This is a genomic window from Halomonas sp. PGE1 (genome assembly GCF_013000985.1).
In the GTDB taxonomy this organism is placed as follows: domain Bacteria; phylum Pseudomonadota; class Gammaproteobacteria; order Pseudomonadales; family Halomonadaceae; genus Halomonas; species Halomonas alkalicola.
In genome coordinates, this window is the sequence record NZ_CP053032.1 from 3,629,722 (window position 1) to 3,645,030 (window position 15,309).

The 15,309-nt window shown below is 71.0% G+C and carries 15 protein-coding genes; 4 read left to right on the top strand and 11 right to left on the bottom strand.

The window, feature by feature from the left end; translation table 11 throughout:
- Nucleotide 1: 1 nt before the first annotated feature.
- The 3 genes from HIR79_RS16985 to HIR79_RS16995 form a co-directional block, all read right to left on the bottom strand.
- A complete protein-coding gene (locus HIR79_RS16985) occupies nucleotides 2-2,848 on the bottom strand; it encodes a transglutaminaseTgpA domain-containing protein (RefSeq protein WP_169959255.1) in 2,847 nt (948 codons plus the stop codon).
- A gap of 222 nt (nucleotides 2,849-3,070) precedes the next feature.
- Nucleotides 3,071-3,997 carry an AAA family ATPase gene (locus HIR79_RS16990; RefSeq protein WP_169959256.1) on the bottom strand — a complete coding sequence of 309 codons (927 nt, stop codon included), beginning with the start codon at nucleotides 3,995-3,997 and terminating at the stop codon, nucleotides 3,071-3,073.
- On the bottom strand, nucleotides 3,994-4,539 hold the full coding sequence (locus HIR79_RS16995; RefSeq protein ID WP_169959257.1) for an NUDIX hydrolase: 546 nt from the start codon (nucleotides 4,537-4,539) through the stop codon (nucleotides 3,994-3,996). The genes HIR79_RS16990 and HIR79_RS16995 overlap by 4 nt, the downstream gene beginning before the upstream one ends.
- Nucleotides 4,540-4,754: 215 nt before the next feature.
- Between HIR79_RS16995 and HIR79_RS17000 the strand changes: the two genes are divergently transcribed.
- Nucleotides 4,755-6,230, top strand: a complete 1,476-nt coding sequence (locus HIR79_RS17000; protein WP_249322368.1) for an acyl-CoA dehydrogenase family protein — start codon at nucleotides 4,755-4,757, stop codon at nucleotides 6,228-6,230.
- On the opposite strand, the gene HIR79_RS17005 is transcribed toward HIR79_RS17000, so the two are convergent.
- The 4 genes from HIR79_RS17005 to HIR79_RS17020 all read right to left on the bottom strand — a co-directional run bounded on the left by HIR79_RS17005 (nucleotide 6,170) and on the right by HIR79_RS17020 (nucleotide 8,751).
- The gene (locus tag HIR79_RS17005; protein ID WP_169959258.1) at nucleotides 6,170-7,324 is read right to left on the bottom strand and encodes an EAL domain-containing response regulator; all 1,155 of its coding nucleotides are present in this window, start codon (nucleotides 7,322-7,324) and stop codon (nucleotides 6,170-6,172) included. The two genes, HIR79_RS17000 and HIR79_RS17005, sit on opposite strands and share 61 nt — an antisense overlap.
- 88 nt (nucleotides 7,325-7,412) lie before the next feature.
- On the bottom strand, nucleotides 7,413-8,030 hold the full coding sequence (locus tag HIR79_RS17010; RefSeq protein WP_110068832.1) for a LysE family translocator: 618 nt from the start codon (nucleotides 8,028-8,030) through the stop codon (nucleotides 7,413-7,415).
- A gap of 16 nt (nucleotides 8,031-8,046) precedes the next feature.
- Nucleotides 8,047-8,460 (bottom strand): nucleoside diphosphate kinase regulator, encoded by a 414-nt coding sequence (gene rnk / locus HIR79_RS17015; RefSeq protein ID WP_119021548.1) that lies wholly within the window; start codon nucleotides 8,458-8,460, stop codon nucleotides 8,047-8,049.
- 126 nt (nucleotides 8,461-8,586) lie between these two features.
- Nucleotides 8,587-8,751 carry a hypothetical protein gene (locus HIR79_RS17020; RefSeq protein ID WP_162899859.1) on the bottom strand — a complete coding sequence of 55 codons (165 nt, stop codon included), beginning with the start codon at nucleotides 8,749-8,751 and terminating at the stop codon, nucleotides 8,587-8,589.
- Nucleotides 8,752-8,974: 223 nt separating this feature from the next.
- Here HIR79_RS17020 and HIR79_RS17025 point away from each other — a divergent pair, with 223 nt between their 5' ends.
- The 3 genes from HIR79_RS17025 (at nucleotide 8,975) to HIR79_RS17035 (ending at nucleotide 10,913) form a co-directional block, all read left to right on the top strand.
- Nucleotides 8,975-9,232, top strand: a complete 258-nt coding sequence (locus HIR79_RS17025) for a hypothetical protein (RefSeq protein WP_119021549.1) — start codon at nucleotides 8,975-8,977, stop codon at nucleotides 9,230-9,232.
- A 431-nt stretch (nucleotides 9,233-9,663) separates the two neighbouring features.
- Complete coding sequence (locus tag HIR79_RS17030) at nucleotides 9,664-10,662, top strand: NADP-dependent oxidoreductase (RefSeq protein WP_169959259.1); 999 nt, start codon at nucleotides 9,664-9,666, stop codon at nucleotides 10,660-10,662.
- Between the two features lie 35 nt (nucleotides 10,663-10,697).
- The gene (locus HIR79_RS17035; protein WP_169959260.1) at nucleotides 10,698-10,913 is read left to right on the top strand and encodes a TIGR02450 family Trp-rich protein; all 216 of its coding nucleotides are present in this window, start codon (nucleotides 10,698-10,700) and stop codon (nucleotides 10,911-10,913) included.
- Nucleotides 10,914-10,936: 23 nt separating this feature from the next.
- Here the strand turns inward: HIR79_RS17035 and HIR79_RS17040 are convergent, their stop codons facing one another.
- The 4 genes from HIR79_RS17040 to guaB all read right to left on the bottom strand — a co-directional run bounded on the left by HIR79_RS17040 (nucleotide 10,937) and on the right by guaB (nucleotide 15,264).
- Entirely contained in the window at nucleotides 10,937-11,413 is a 477-nt protein-coding gene (locus tag HIR79_RS17040; RefSeq protein WP_169959261.1) for a phosphate-starvation-inducible PsiE family protein, read from the bottom strand.
- A gap of 98 nt (nucleotides 11,414-11,511) precedes the next feature.
- Nucleotides 11,512-11,937 (bottom strand): VOC family protein, encoded by a 426-nt coding sequence (locus tag HIR79_RS17045; protein WP_169959262.1) that lies wholly within the window; start codon nucleotides 11,935-11,937, stop codon nucleotides 11,512-11,514.
- A 186-nt stretch (nucleotides 11,938-12,123) separates the two neighbouring features.
- Nucleotides 12,124-13,701 (bottom strand): glutamine-hydrolyzing GMP synthase, encoded by a 1,578-nt coding sequence (gene guaA, locus HIR79_RS17050; RefSeq protein ID WP_169959263.1) that lies wholly within the window; start codon nucleotides 13,699-13,701, stop codon nucleotides 12,124-12,126.
- A gap of 93 nt (nucleotides 13,702-13,794) precedes the next feature.
- A complete protein-coding gene (guaB, locus tag HIR79_RS17055; protein ID WP_169959264.1) occupies nucleotides 13,795-15,264 on the bottom strand; it encodes an IMP dehydrogenase in 1,470 nt (489 codons plus the stop codon).
- Nucleotides 15,265-15,309: the final 45 nt, after the last annotated feature.

Sequence of the window (15,309 nt, forward strand, 5' to 3'; positions counted from 1 at the left end):
TTCACGATGCCACGCCACCCGCCTGCGCGCCACCCCTCCGGCGGCGTGGCAGCCGACGCAGCCGGCGTCGCACCTCCCTCTCCCGCCGGGCCAGCTGGCGGCGGCGCTCGCGACGCTCGGACCGCCCCAGGGGGGCGTAGCGCAGCCGCTCCAGATGGTGGGCGCAGTCGCGCAGCGCTGGCCCCGCATCGCCCGCCGCCTCGGCCACCCGTCGCAGATGGGCCGAGGGCGACTCCCCGGGCCGCACTCCCAGGCCGCGGCGACCGAGCCAGGCCTGGAGGCGAGCGATGCGCAGCGCCTCGTCGTGCGCCTCCCGCTGGCGTCGCCAGGCCAGACGCAGCAGCGCGGCGAGCCCGGCGGCGGCCGCCGCCGCCATCAGCAGCCCCAGCAGCCCCCCCAGCCAGCCGCGGCCGGGGGCCAGCGCCACCAGGCGGTCCCACAGGGCGTGCAGCCGCGCGGTCACCCGGGCCATCAAGGCATTGCGCGCCTCGCGCTGGTAGCCGATCACGCCGCGCTGCCAGCGGTATTCCAGGCGCTCCCAGTCCAGGCGCAGCCGATTGACCCAACCCACCTCGCGCATGCGCAGCGGCGAGAAGGGGGCATCGGCCAGGAAGGCCTCGCGGCCGTCATCGACGGCCTGGGGCCCCTCCTCGATGCGCTCCGGGGCGATCGCCGCGGTGGGGTCGAGGCGCTGCCAGGCGCCATCGAGCCACACCTCGATCCAGGCGTGGGCGTCGTAGTCGCGGATGGTGAAGTGGCCGTCGGGGTGACGCTCGCCGCCCAGGAAGCCCGCCACCACACGGGCTGGCAGGCCCACCGAGCGAGCCATCACCGCCATGGCCGAGGCGTAGTGGGTGCAGTAGCCGGCGCGGCTCTCGAACAGGAACTCGTCGACCCGATCGGCGGAGGTCAGCCGCGGCGGCGACAGGGTGTAGCGAAACGGCGCCTCGCCGAAGCGCGCCATGATGGCGGCCAGGAAGGCCCGTGGCTCGGCGCCGCTCTCCCGCCACAGCCGCTCGGCCAGCTCGCGGGTGCGAGGGTTGCCCTCGGCCGGCAGCATGGCATGCCAGGCGGGGCCCGCGGGATCGGGGTTGGCCGGCGCCTGGCCGGTGCTGCTCATGCGCAGCAGGCTGCGCGAGGCCAGCGGCGAGGTGCCCTCCAGGGTGCCATCGGCCAGGAAGCGTAGGGGCTCCTCGGTGGCCAGCGGCGCGCCCAGCGACGGCCGCCAGGGGCGGCTGTCCGGTTCCAGCAGCAGCTCCACCTCGAAGCGCGGCGCCCCATCGAGCCAGGGCGAGCGGCGCCCCTCGGCAACGAACTCCTCCAGCGGTCGGCCCAGGGTGGCGGCCAGGCGCTCGGGAGTGGTCCGCCGCCAGCGCTCACCGTCGAAGTCGGAAAGCGTGTAGACCCGCCAGTAGCGCTCGGCGGGTGTGGGCTCGGCGCCCTCGAAGCGCGCCCGGAAGGCGCGGGCGTCGCTGCGCGAGAGCTGGGCGATGTCGCCCGGGGCGATCTCGTCGGTGAGCCCGGTAGAGGCGCGATCGGCCTGGGGCAGGTTCCACAGCGGCCCAAGGCGCGGAAAGACCGCGAACAGCAGCACCATCAGCGGCGCCGAGAGCAGCAGCAGCCAGGCGCTCTCGCGCCAGGCCCGGCGGGCATCGCCCCCGGAAAGCCACACCAGCGAGTGCACCAGCCAGGCCAGCACCAGCAGCCCGCCGGCGGCCATGGGGATGCCCTGGTCGTGCAGGAAGGCCACGGTGGTGGCCACGAAGCCGATGGCCACCACCACCCGCCCGTCTCGCCGGTCATGGGTCTCGAGCAGCTTGAGCAGGTAGACCCCGAGCAGCAGGCCGATCATGGCCTCCATCTGCCCGAGGGTGCCGTAGTGCAGCCACAGGCCGCCGGTGAGCGCACCGACGCCGGCCAGGCGCAGCACGACGCCGGCGCGGGGCAGGCGGCGGCGCAGCTGAAGATGGCGATAGCCGGCCACCAGGGCGGCAAGGGCCGCGAGCCAGGCCGGCATCCAGGCCAGGTGCAGGGCAAGCACCAGGCACTGGCCGAGGAAGAGCTGGCGCAGCATGGCGCCGCTCAGCGCCTGGCCATCGGCCAGCACCGCCTCGCCGCCGCGGCCGGCCATGCCGGGCCTCATGACTCCGCCCCCCCGGTCGCCCGAGGGGGAGAAGCGCGCCAGCGCCTCCAGGGCCACACGGCGCTGGTGGGGCCCCTCCCCCTGGGACAGGGTCACCCCGGGCAGGCGCAGGCCGTAGCGGTCGCCGGCCCGGTGGTGGGCCAGCACCCGGGCGCAGAGCAGGGAGAGCCGCCGCTCGGGGTCGCCGCGACAGGCGTCATAGTCGAGCCACAGCTGCTGGCGGGGCGGCAGGCTGAAGGCCTTGGCGGCCAGCACCCCGGTGCGGCTCCACTGCTTCCAGGCCAGCCGGGCCGGGCTGTCGCCGGGCTCGGCGCGGCGCAGCCCGGCGAAGTCGGTGGCCTCCAGCCCCGCGCCGGCGTGACGGTGCTCGGGCTCGTCCTCCGCAAGCGGGCGGGGATAGACCAGCAGCCGCTCGTCGCTCTGCAGCCAGGCCAGGGCGCGCACCAGCCCCAGCGGCCAGCGGGTCTCCAGGCGCAGCCGCGGCAGCGGCTGCTCGCCGCGCCGCGGAGCCGGCAGGGCCAGGACGGCCTCGCCCTGTCCCTCCGGCAGATCGAGGCGTGCCGAGACGCCCGCGCCATGCAGCTCCAGCGCCGTGCGCGGGCGCCCCCCCGGCGAGCACCACGCCGAGACGCGCCTCGCCGCCGGCGAACACCTCCTGGGGCAGGCGCAGGGTGGGGGTGACGCCGAGCAGGTTGCGCCAGGCACGCAGCAGGGCCACCACCCCCAGGCCGAACAGCCAGAAGGCCAGCACATAGGCGAGGGTGTTCTGGTAGTTGATGCCGAACAGCAGCAGCAGCAGGACCAGCACTGCCCAGCCCAGCCCGAAGCGGGTCGGCAGCAGGAAGAGCTGGCGCTGGGGCAGCGGCGTGCCCGGCGCCATCGCCAGGCGCCGCCACCAGCGCTCGCCCAGCGTCAGCCGCGCCATGCTCAGCCCGCCACCGGCACGCGCGCCAGCAGGTGACGGGCCAGGGCCTCGCCCTCCTCGCGCCGGCCGCTGCTGAGGCGGTGGCCCGCCACCGGCCCCCACACCGCCTGGACGTCCTCGGGCAGCACGTGGTCGCGCCCCTCGAGCAGCGCCCAGCCGCGGGCCGCCTGCAGCAGCGCCAGGGCGCCGCGGGTGGAGAGTCCCCAGGCCAGCTCCGGGTGGTCACGGCTGGCGGCCACCAGCGCCTGGACATAGTCGAGCAGCGCATCCGCCACGTGGATGTCGTCCAGGCGCACCTGCCAGGCACGCAGGCGCTCGGCGTCCAGCAGCACCGGCAGGCGGTCGAGGCGCACGCGCCCGGCGCGACCGCGCAGGATCTCGCGCTCGGCGGCGCGGTCCGGATAGCCCAGGGAGAGGCGCATCAAGAAGCGGTCGAGCTGGGATTCCGGCAGGGCGAAGGTGCCCGCCTGCTCCTGGGGATTCTGGGTGGCGATCACGAAGAAGGGATCGGGCAGCGCCCGGGTCTCCCCCTCCACGGTCACCCGCCCCTCCTCCATGGCCTCGAGCAGGGCGCTCTGGGTCTTGGGGGTGGCGCGGTTGATCTCGTCGGCCAGCACCAGGCCGTGGAAGATCGGCCCGGGGTGGAAGGTGAAGCGCGCCTCCCGGGGGTCGAACACCGAGACCCCCAGCACGTCGGCGGGCAGCAGATCGCTGGTGAACTGCAGGCGCTGCATGTCGAGCCCGGTGACCCGCGCCAGGGACTGGGCCAGGGTGGTCTTGCCGAGCCCCGGCAGGTCCTCGATCAGCAGGTGGCCGCGGCACAGCAGGCAGCACAGCGCCAGGCGCACCTCCCGGGACTTGCCGAGCACCACCCCCTCCAGCGCTGCCACCACGGCCTCCAGGTCGCCCAGCCGGGCCGGGCGGTTCATGGCGCGGGCCCCAGCAGGCCGGTCTCGAGCAGTACCTGCAGCGCCTGGCGGGTGTCCGGGGTGACCCCGGGCAGCGCAAGGGCCTCGGCGGGCGGCCGCCAGAAGACCTCGGCCACCTCCTCCGCCTGCAGCGCCAGCGGGCCGTCGTGGTCGACCAGGAACAGGCTGCCGAAGATATGGTGGCCTCCCTCGGCGTGGATGAAGCCACCGGCCGGGCGCAGCGGCACGCCGCGGATGCCCAGCTCCTCGGCCAGCTCACGGCGCGCCGCCAGGTGTTCGGCCTCGCCGGCGCCCACCACGCCGCCGGCGGCCAGGTCGAGTCCGCCGGGGAAGACCTCCTTGGTGAGGGTTCGGCGCTGCACGCAGATCTCGCCGCGGGCGTTGCGCACCACGATGTAGGTGGCCCGGTGCCAGAAGCGGAAGCGCCGCATCTGGGCGCGCCAGGCGCTGCCGCAGGGGCGATTACGGGCATCCACCAGCTGGATGCGCTCGCGGGCAACGTGCGGCGTCGGCAGCGGCTCGTCGCGAAGGGCGTCGGTCATGGGCATCTCCCGGGGAAATGCCTCAAGCCTACCCAGTCGGCGCCGCGGCGTCACGTTGACCGGGCCCCGCGGGCCCACCATGCTCAGGACACCCCTTCGATACTGGAGGTGTGCCATGTCCGACCACGCTCCCCGCACCCGGCTGGCCACCCATCGGGTGACCAACCAGCCCGCGCCAGGCGCTCGGCGAGGCCGCCGACCGCCACCCGCCGACGCTGCGGCTCTTCGACCGCCATGGGCGACGCCTCGACGAGGTCAGCTACCACCCCGCCTACCACGAGCTGATGCACCTGGCCATCGACCGCGGCTGGCACGCCGTGGCCTGGCAGGAGGAGGGCCGCGGCGGCCACCAGGCCCACGTGGCGGCCCTCTACCTGCTGACCCAGGCCGAGCCGGGGTTCTGCTGCCCGGTGACCATGACCCATGCGGCCATGCCGGTGCTGCGCCACTCCTCCCGGGCACAGGCGCGCTGGGCGCCGGGGCTGCTGGCCTGGGACTACGACCCGCGCCCCCTGCCGGCCATTGAGAAAAGCGGGCTCACCTTCGGCATGGCGATGACCGAGAAGCAGGGCGGCAGCGATCTGCGCGCCACATCCACGCGAGCCGACCCCCTCGCGGCCACGCGAGCCGAATCCCTCGCCGCCACGCACGCCGAGCCCAGCGACGACGGCTGGCGGCTCACCGGCCACAAGTGGTTCTGCAGCGCGCCGATGTCCGATGCCTTCCTGACCCTGGCCCGCACCGACGACGGGCTCGGCTGCTTCCTGGTGCCGCGCTTCACCCCCGACGGGGAGCGCAATGCCATCGAGCTGCAGCGGCTCAAGGAGAAGTGCGGCAACCGCGCCAACGCCTCGGCGGAGATCGAGTACCGCGGCGCCTGGGCCGAGCCCATCGGCGCGCCGGGGCGCGGCATCGCCACCCTCCTCGAGATGGTCCAGCAGACCCGCCTCGACGCCGCCACCGCGCCGGTCGGCATGATGCGCCAGGCGCTACGGGTGGCCTGGCACCACGTGCGCGAGCGCCACGCCTTCGGCCGGGCGCTGGCCGAGCAGCCGCTGATGCAGGCGGTGGTGGCCGACCTGGCGCTGGAGGTGGAGGCGGGCCTCGCCCTGGTGATGCGTGCCGCCCGGGCCTTCGACGGCGCCGCCCGGGGCGACGAGAACGAACGCGCCCTGGCCCGGCTGCTGCCCGCGCTGGCCAAGTACTGGCACAACAAGCGCGGCCCCGGCTTCATGGCCGAGGCCATGGAGTGCCTGGGCGGCATCGGCTACGTGGAGGAGTCGCCGCTGGCGCGGCTCTACCGCGAGGCGCCGGTCAACTCGATCTGGGAGGGCTCGGGAAACGTGATCTGCCTGGACGTGCTGCGGGTGCTGCGCCGCCACCCCGAGGCGCTGGCCGCCTGCTGGCAGGCGATGGCGCCCGCCCGGGGCGAGAACCGCCGGCTGGACGCCGCCCTGGCAGAGCTGGAGCGGCTGCTGGCCGAGCCCGCCGAGGGGCTGGAACCCCGCGCCCGCTGGCTCACCCAGCGCCTGGCCCAGTGCCTGCAGGCGGCACTGCTGGTGCAGCACGCGCCGAGCGAGGTGGCCGACGCCTTCTGCGCCACCCGGCTGGGCGACGAGGCCAGTCCCGCCTACGGCGTGCTGCCCAGCGGCTCGCCCTGCACGACACTGCTGGCACGCATCGAATCCTGAGTCGATCCCACCTCGAGGATCGCCTCGGCCGGCATCGGCCGGGCCAGCCCGTAGCCCTGCACGTGGGTGCAGCCGAAGCGATCGAGGAGCGCCAGGCTGGCCGGATCCTCGACCCCCTCGGCCACCACCCGGATGCCCAGGCGTCGACCCAGCAGGGCCACCGCCTCGACGATGGCCGCGTCCTGGGTTTCCTCCTGGAGATGCTGCACGAAGCTGCGATCCACCTTGAGTTCGCTGATCGGCAGCAGCTGCAGCCGCGCCGCCACCTCGCTGCCCAGCAGTTCATCCTGCATGGCGGCGGTCTCGGTGATCTCGAGCACCAGGGGCGGATCCTCGGGGGAGCGCAGGCAGGCGAGCTCCAGCAGGTCCGGGCACATCAGGTCATCGGCGGTCACGTTGACCGAGACCGATGCCGAGACGCCCTCGCGCAGCCAGACGGCCGCATCGGCCTGGGCCCGCGCCAGCACGTGGCGCGTCAGGCGCTTGCCCTGGTCCAGGGAGAGCAGGGGCAGGAAGCTGGCAGGGCCGATCAGGCCAAGGGCGGGATGGGCCCAGCGCACCAGCGCCTCGACCCCGCTGAGCCGGCCGGTGGCGAGTTCGAACTGGGGCTGGTAGTGAAGGGTGAGCTCGTCCCGGATGAAGGCCTGCTCGAGATCGTCGGCGCTGAACAGCGGCTCGCCTCGGGCCTCGAGAGGCGCCCGACAGCCCACCCTCAGGTTGTCCAGACAGCGGCGCAGTTCGGAGAGGCGCATCGGCTTGTCGAGGCAGCCCAGCATCTGCAGGCCGAGGGTATGCCCCACTCGCTCGGCGATCCGCGCGATCTTGCGCTCGACCCCGGAGAGCAGCAGCACCCAGTCGCGGTAGCCGGTCGCCGCCAGGTGGCGCAGCAGGGCGAAGCCGTCCTCGCTGCCGAACTCCAGCCCCAGCACCACCAGGCGCGGCGGCCGCGCGGCCACCGCCGCGAGGAGCGCGGTCGACTGCTGGAAGTAGCGGGTCTCCAGACCCAGTACCTCGAACTGCAGGGAAAGCACGGCGGCGACGTCCGGGTCGGCCTCCAGGACCAGCGCGAGTGGTGCAGGCGAGGAGTCGTACATCGGCGGGATTCCGGTCAGCAAGTAACCAGAGCGTAACACCGCCTGATGAAAGTCACACGACAGGTATGATGACCGGCATCAACGTTGCCTACGCCAGCGGCCCGGCCACCACGCGCAGCGCCAGGGCCAGCAGCAGCACCCCGGTGATGCGATTGACCCAGTGGGAGCGCGCCTGCAGCCAGGGCAGCACCCGGGAGTGGGAGAGCCCCACCGCTACCATCACGTACCAGGCGCCGTCGATGATCATCGCGGTGAGCACGATCACCGCCTTGGCGGCCAGGCTCATGTCCGGGGTGACGAACTGGCTGAGCAGGGCGATGAAGAAGAGGATCAGCTTGGGATTGCCGAGCGCGACCAGCATGCCCTCCCGGGCCGCCTGGCGCCGAGTGGTGGGCACCGCCCCGGCTTCCAGCGGGCCGGCGCGACCGGCACGCAGGGCCTTGAGGCCGAGCCAGGCCAGGTAGGCCGCGCCGGCCCAGGTGATCACCTGGAACAGCGCCGGCTGACGCACGATCAGCGCGCCGAGCCCCCACACCGTCAGCAGTGCATAGAGACCCACGCCCAGCGCATGGGAGAGCCCCGCCACCACCCCCGGAGCGCGACCGCCGCCCAGCGTATGGCGCAGCACCAGGGCCAGGCTGGGGCCCGGCGACATGGCGCCCATGGCGCAGACCGCCGCCAGGGAGAGCCAGAGGGAAAACGGCATGGTGGAAGGCGGCCTCTCAGCGGTGGAACTGCTTCTCGCGCTCCGGCTGCCAGAAGATGGCATCGACGCGCAGCTGTACCTCGTGACCATCCGGCAGCGGCCAGTCGATCACATCGCCGATGCGCAGCCCGATCAGCCCGGCACCCACCGGCGCCATGACCGAGATGCCATCCTCCGTGGTGGCCAGGGCGTGGGGGTAGACCAGGGTGCGGATCATCTGGCGGTTGCGGGTCAGGTCGGTGAACTGGATCCGACTGTTCATGCTGACCACGTCCTCGGGGATCTCCTCGGGATCGACGACCTCACCGCGCTCGAGCTCCTCCTCGAGGGCCTCGGCAACGAACAGATCCTTGTCGCTGGCCTCGTCGATCAGGCGCTGCAGGCGCTCGGCATCGAGGCGATTGATGATGATGGGGGGGCGGGGTGACATACGACCTCCTGATAACCCGTCAACGCAGAGAGAAAGCCTTGGGCCATCCAATAAAAACAGCCCTCCACCCCCGAAGGGGGGAAGGACTGTCGACTCGGACCATCATAAGCCCAATGAGGCGGCTTGTCAGGTCCCCTCGCCAGGGCCGCGACGCCCGGTGGCCAGCACCACCGCCCCCACCACGGCCAGGGCCAGCCCCACGAAGGCGACCGGGTTCCAGGCCCGCCAGCCGTATAGCCCCAGCACCACGCCCAGCGCGATCAAGCCCCCGGCAAATCCCTTCACTCCCATGACACGCTCCCTGACTGGTCCGACTGCCATCGCCCCAGCATGGGCCCCGCGCCCGAGCCCTGCAACCGCCCGTCACCCCGGTGCCCCCGGACGGCACCGCCACTCGTCGACGCCGGCCTCACGGCAAGGATTGACATAGCCGGCCAATCGGCACTATGGATATGATCAAAGGCATTCGCCTTTCCCCGGCCACCCCGGGTCTACCGTGCTCAGGATGCTGTCCATGGACGCCATACCCTGTCCCCCGTCACTGTCCTCCGAACTGATCGACCAGCCGCTCGCCGACCCCGAGGTTCCCGACGCCTGCCTGGTCTTCGATACCGCCCTCGCCCGCCGCCTGGCCCAGGCCAAGGCGCTGCTCGACCGCCTGGAGCGCGACAGCGACTCCCGCGACCTCAGCGCGCTGGGCGCGGCACGCATCGAGTTTGCCCAGGCCTCCCGCGCCGTGGCCGACGACCTGCTGAGCCGCGGCCTCGGGTAGCCCGCCCTGCCCATGCGGGCGGAAAGGCAGGCATCAGACATAACGCCTCATGCTGCAATGCAGCAAGGAAGGAGCTATGGTGATAGGTGTCCCACTCAGGAGGACAGCTATCATGAATGATTACACTTCACCTACCCTCGACACCGAAGTCCTGGCGTTCTGGTATCGCCAATCACAATGGCAACGCACCGCCTTCGAAGCCGTAGCGGCCTACCTGGGCTGACGCCCCAGCAGCCAGTCAAGCGCTGCCCCCCCTTGCCCGCATGACGTCGCCCCTCGGGAGAATGCCTTGCCCCGAGGGGCGCCCTTGCGTCGAAGCCCGGGAGTGCCAGCACCCGCATCGTCCGACAGGGTGTTCCTGGCGAGATTGACCCGGGCACCTCTCCCTGGCCTAGACTGGCCCACTCCCCGTCACGCAAAGGAAGGGCACCATGCAGTCACGCTACTTCACCATCAACGACTTCCCCCAGGGCACGCCGGGGCGCGAGCTGTTCGAGCTGCGCGAGACCGAGCTGCCTGCCCTGGCCGAGGGCGAGGTGCGGATTCGCAACACCTGGCTATCGGTGGACCCCTACATGCGCGGCCGCATGAGCGGCGTGAGGACCTATATCGACCCCTTCGTGCTCGGTGAGCCACTGGAGGGCGCCGCGGTGGGTGAGGTGATCGAATCCCGGGATGCACGCCTGAGCGTGGGCGACCGGGTCCGCCACATGGCCGGCTGGCGGGACATCGCCCAGCTGCCGGGCGACCAGGTGGAGCCCCTGCCGGGCATCGACGTGCCCGAGCAGGCCTACCTCGGCGTGCTGGGCATGCCCGGCATGACCGCCTGGACGGGCCTGAACCGGATCGCCGAGATGAAGGCGGGCGACAACGTGCTGGTCAGCGCCGCCAGCGGCGCGGTGGGCTCGCTGGCCGTGCAGCTGGCCAAAGCCCGTGGCGGCACCGTGGTAGGCATCGCCGGGGCGCCCGAGAAGCTCGCCTGGCTGGAGTCCAACGGCATCAAGGCGGTGAGCTACCGCGGCCGCGACGCGGGGCAGCTCACCGAGGCGCTCCAGACGGCCTGCCCGGAGGGCTTCGACATCTACTACGAGAACGTGGGAAGCATCTGCCTGGAAGCGGCGCTCAACACGCTGCGCACCGGCGGGCGTATCGCCGTGTGCGGCATGATCACCCGCTACAACGCCGAGGGGCCGACCCCGGGGCCCAGCAACCTCGCCATGGTGCTGATCAAGCGCCTGCGCATGCAGGGCTTCATCGTCTTCGACCACTGGGCCGACTACCCGCGCTTCCTCCAGGAGGTCGGCCCGCTGGTCGCCAGTGGCGAGATCGACTACGCGGAGACCATCGAGGAGGGTCTCGAGCGCACGCCGGAGGCCTTCCTGGCGCTCTTCGAGGGCGCCAACACCGGCAAGATGCTGGTGCGGCTCTGACCCGTATCCCACGGCGGCAACCAAGGAGCGACGCCATGAACACCATCAACCCCGAGAAGCTGCACCACAGCAAGTGGACCGCGGCGAAGCCCCGGAACAAGGAGAAGCACTTCCTGGTGACGGCGCTGGAACGCGACGAGGAAGAGAACGTGGTCGCGGTGGTCCTCGAGGCCGTCTACACCCGCCGCGAGACCACCCTGCCCTGGCAGGACCTGAAGGACGACGCCACCTGGCTGATGGGCTGGCGGTGATCGTCCACGCCTGGCTTCAGGTTCTAGTCCGGCTTGCCCACCAGCCAGTGGGTCACCCCCAGCGCCAGCACCACGGCGGCGATGGCGAGCATTTCCATCGCCGTCACGGTGGCGATATCCAGGATGATCACCTTCCGGGCGATCGCCATCAGCGCCGTGGCCACCACCAGGCGGATGGGCAGGATATTGGTGCCCAGGTAGAGGCGGATATTGATGAAGATCTCGACGGCGATCAGCACCACCATGAAGGCGCCGAAGATCACGAAGATATCGCTGACCTCGAAGAGCAGCACCGGCGGAGAGATGAACTTGGTGTAGAGCACGTAGATGACATCCAGGACGCCCCAGATGATCACCAGCACCATCAGCACCGCCAGCACCTTGATCGCCTGGCGGATGATGAAATGCAGCCGCTGGATCAGCGGGTCCTCGTGCTCCTTGGGCAGCTCATCATGCTGCAGCTGCGGTCCGCGGTGTCTGTCGTGGTCTTGCTGTTCCATCGCCGCCTCTCCCGGTAGCTCCCCAGCGGGGTCGGCTCCATTGATACCCGAGCGCGCGGCGCTGTCAATCCATGCCGTGCATCAGCGTGGCGGCAAGCTCAGCTGAGCGTGGTATTGCCCTTGGCATCGATGGGAAACCCGGGATTGAAGGCCACCTCCCAGAGGTGGCCGTCGGGGTCGGCAAAGTAGCCGGAGTAGCCGCCCCACTCCGCCCGGCTGGCCGGCTTGACGACCCGCCCGCCGGCGCGCTGCGCCTCGCTCAGCAGGGCGTCCACCGCCTCGTCCGAGCGCACGTTGTGGGCCAGGGTGATGCCGGCAAAGCCGCTTCCCGCCTCCGCCACGCCGGCATCCTGCGCCAGGGCGGCGCGGGAATAGAGCGACAGGATCAGGCCGTTGAGCTGGAAGAAGACCACCTCGCCCTCCACCGCCAGGCCCACCCGCCAGCCCAGGCCCTGCTCATAGAAGCGCCGCGCCCGCGCCAGGTCGCCGACGCCCAGGGTAATCAGGCTGATTCGCTGTTCCATACAGTGCCCCTCGGCAGCGCCATTTCCATTGCCCTGATATCACCATAGTCCGGTACGACATTCCCGGAGCGGTCGGCGAGTCGGCCACGGCGGCGATGTCCCGAGCCGGGGGGCAGCGCCACCCCTCTCCAGAAACAGGAAACCCGCCACATGGGCGGGTTTCCAGTCGGTCTTGAGGCGCGCGCCTCACTCCCACTCGATGGTGGCCGGCGGCTTGCTCGAGACGTCGTAGGTGACGCGGGAGACGCCGCTGATCTCGTTGATGATGCGGTTGGAGACCGTTTCCAGCAGCTCGTAGGGCAGGTGGGCCCAGCGGGCGGTCATGAAGTCGATGGTCTCCACGGCGCGCAGGGCGATGACCCACTCGTAGCGGCGGGCGTCGCCCACCACGCCGACGGACTTCACCGGCAGGAAGACGGCGAAGGCCTGGCTGGTCTTGTGGTACCAGTCCGCCTTGTGCAGCTCCTCGATGAAGATGGCATCGGCCTCGCGCAGGATGTCGGCGTACTCCTTCTTGACCTCGCCGAGGATGCGCACGCCCAGGCCCGGCCCCGGGAAGGGGTGGCGGTAGACCATGTCGTAGGGCAGGCCGAGCTCGAGGCCCATCTTGCGCACCTCGTCCTTGAACAGCTCGCGCAGCGGCTCCACCAGCTTGAGCTTCATGGTCTCCGGCAGGCCGCCCACGTTGTGGTGCGACTTGATCACGTGCGCCTTGCCGGTCTTGGCGGCGGCGGACTCGATCACGTCCGGATAGATGGTGCCCTGGGCCAGGAAGTCCACACCCTCGATCTTCGCCGCCTCGGCGTCGAAGACGTCGATGAAGGTGTTGCCGATGATCTTGCGCTTGGCCTCGGGGTCGGCCACGCCCTCGAGCCGCGAGAGGAACTGCTCCTCGGCGTCGACGCGGATCACCTTCACGCCCATGTGGCGGGCGAAGGTCTCCATCACCTGGTCGCCCTCGGCCTTGCGCAAGAGGCCGTTGTCGACGAAGACGCAGGTGAGCTGGTCGCCGATCGCCTTGTGCAGCAGGGCCGCCACCACCGAGGAATCGACGCCGCCGGAGAGGCCGAGCAGCACGTGGCGGTCGCCCACCTGGGCGCGCACGCGCTCGATCTGGTCCTCGATGATCTGGGCCGGGGTCCAGTTGCACTCGGCCTGGCAGATCTCGACCACGAAGTGCTCGAGGATGCGCTGGCCCTGCAGGGTGTGGGTCACCTCGGGGTGGAACTGCACGCCATAGAAGCGCTTCGCCTCCCAGGCCATGGCGGCGATGGGGCAGCTCGGCGTGGAGGCGGTCACGGTGAACTCGGCCGGCACCCGGGCCACCTTGTCGCCGTGGCTCATCCAGACGTCGAGCAGGCTCTTGCCGGTGTCGTGGTCGATGTGGTCGGCGATGTCGCGGAACAGCGCGGTGGGCTCGTCGATGCGGATCTGGGCGTAGCCGAACTCGCGGATATTGGAACCTTCCACGGCGCCGCCGAGCTGCTCGGCCATGGTCTGCATGCCGTAGCAGATGCCCAGCACCGGCAGACCCATCTCGAACACGCACTGAGGGGCGCGGGGCGAGCCCAGCTCGGTGACCGACTCCGGGCCGCCGGCCAGGATGATGCCGTTGGGGGCGTACTCGCGGATCTCGGCCTCGGTGATGTCGAAGGCGCGGATCTCGGAGTAGACGCCGATCTCGCGCACGCGGCGGGCGATCAGCTGGGTGTACTGGGAGCCGAAGTCGAGGATCAGGATCTTGTAGGCGTGAATGTCGGTCATTGAGAGGGTCTCTGTGGCCGCCACAGGCAGCGAGCGAATCCAAAAACACGAGCGGCGGGGGTCAGCCCCGCCGCGATATTAGCTGGCCAGCACCTAGCCCGCGCGGTAGTTGGGGGCTTCCTTGGTGATCTGCACGTCGTGCACGTGGGACTCGGCGAAGCCGGCCCCGGTGATCTGCACGAACTGCGGCTTGGTGCGCATCTCCTGGATGTCGCGGCAGCCGGTGTAGCCCATGGAAGCGCGCAGGCCGCCCATCATCTGGTGGACGATGGCGCTCATCATGCCCTTGTAGGGGACCCGCCCCTCGATGCCCTCCGGCACCAGCTTCTCGGCGCCGGCGTCCTTGTCCTGGAAGTAGCGGTCGGCGCTGCCCTGGCTCTGCGCCATGGCGCCCATGGAGCCCATGCCGCGGTAGGCCTTGTAGGTACGGCCCTGGAACAGCTCGACCTCGCCCGGGGCCTCCTCGGTGCCGGCCAGCAGGCCACCCACCATTACCGCGCTGGCGCCGGCGGCGATCGCCTTGGCCAGGTCGCCGGAGAAGCGCACGCCGCCATCGGCGATCAGCGGGATATCGTAGGGCGCGAGCGCCGCGGCCACGTTGGCCACCGCGGTGATCTGCGGCACGCCCACACCGGCAACCACGCGAGTGGTGCAGATGGAGCCGGGGCCGATGCCCACCTTGACGGCGTCGGCACCCGCTTCGGCCAGGTCCTTCGCCGCCTCGGCGGTGGCGATGTTGCCGCCCACCACCTGGATCTGCGGGAAGTGCTCCTTCACCCAGCGCACCCGGTCGATCACCCCCTTGGAGTGGCCGTGGGCGGTATCGACGATGATCACGTCGACGCCGGCCTCGGCCAGGGCGGCGACGCGATCCGGCGTCTCGGGGCCGGTACCCACCGCGGCACCGACCAGCAGGCGGCCGTCGGCGTCCTTGGCGGCGAGGGGGAAGGTGCGCGCCTTCTCGATGTCCTTGAAGGTGACCAGGCCGCGCAGGTGGAAGCGGTCATCCACCACCAGCATCTTCTCGACGCGGTGCTCCTGCATCTTGGCCTTGATGATGTCGAGGCCGGTGCCCTCGGGCACGGTGACCAGGCGCTCGCGGGGGGTCATGATGTCGGAGACGCTGTCGCCGTGGTTGGGCTGGAAGCGCATGTCGCGCTCGGTGACCAGGCCCACCAGGCTCTCGCCCTCCACCACCGGGAAGCCGGAGAAGCCGTGCTCCTTGGCCATGGCCAGCAGGTCGGCCAGCTTGGCCTTGGGCCCCACGGTCACCGGGTCCTTGACGATCACGCTCTCGTGCTTCTTGACCTTGCGCACCTCGGCGGCCTGGTGGGGGATCGTCATGTTCTTGTGGATGATGCCGATGCCGCCTTCCTGGGCCATGGCGATGGCCAGGCGGGCCTCGGTCACGGTGTCCATGGCCGCGGAGACCAGGGGAATGTTGAGGAAGAGATCGCGGGTCAGGCGGGTCCGCAGGCTGACGTCCTTGGGCAGGACCTCGGAATAGCCGGGAACGAGCAAGACGTCATCGAACGTAAGAGCTTCTTGGGCCATACGTAACATAATCGGCAACACCCAGTGAGCTGGTGGGAAGGGGGTCGTGAAGTT

Bases quoted from the DNA above. Each gene is read 5' to 3' on its own strand.
- HIR79_RS16990 (WP_169959256.1), bottom strand. From the start codon at position 3,997: ATGAACCGCCCGGCCCGGCTGGGCGACCTGGAGGCCGTGGTGGCAGCG.
- HIR79_RS16995 (WP_169959257.1), bottom strand. From the start codon at position 4,539: ATGACCGACGCCCTTCGCGACGAGCCGCTGCCGACGCCGCACGTTGCC.
- HIR79_RS17005 (WP_169959258.1), bottom strand. From the start codon at position 7,324: ATGTACGACTCCTCGCCTGCACCACTCGCGCTGGTCCTGGAGGCCGAC.
- HIR79_RS17010 (WP_110068832.1), bottom strand. From the start codon at position 8,030: ATGCCGTTTTCCCTCTGGCTCTCCCTGGCGGCGGTCTGCGCCATGGGC.
- rnk (WP_119021548.1), bottom strand. From the start codon at position 8,460: ATGTCACCCCGCCCCCCCATCATCATCAATCGCCTCGATGCCGAGCGC.
- HIR79_RS17020 (WP_162899859.1), bottom strand. From the start codon at position 8,751: ATGGGAGTGAAGGGATTTGCCGGGGGCTTGATCGCGCTGGGCGTGGTG.
- HIR79_RS17025 (WP_119021549.1), top strand. From the start codon at position 8,975: ATGGACGCCATACCCTGTCCCCCGTCACTGTCCTCCGAACTGATCGAC.
- HIR79_RS17030 (WP_169959259.1), top strand. From the start codon at position 9,664: ATGCAGTCACGCTACTTCACCATCAACGACTTCCCCCAGGGCACGCCG.
- HIR79_RS17035 (WP_169959260.1), top strand. From the start codon at position 10,698: ATGAACACCATCAACCCCGAGAAGCTGCACCACAGCAAGTGGACCGCG.
- HIR79_RS17040 (WP_169959261.1), bottom strand. From the start codon at position 11,413: ATGGAACAGCAAGACCACGACAGACACCGCGGACCGCAGCTGCAGCAT.
- HIR79_RS17045 (WP_169959262.1), bottom strand. From the start codon at position 11,937: ATGGAACAGCGAATCAGCCTGATTACCCTGGGCGTCGGCGACCTGGCG.
- guaA (WP_169959263.1), bottom strand. From the start codon at position 13,701: ATGACCGACATTCACGCCTACAAGATCCTGATCCTCGACTTCGGCTCC.
- guaB (WP_169959264.1), bottom strand. From the start codon at position 15,264: ATGTTACGTATGGCCCAAGAAGCTCTTACGTTCGATGACGTCTTGCTC.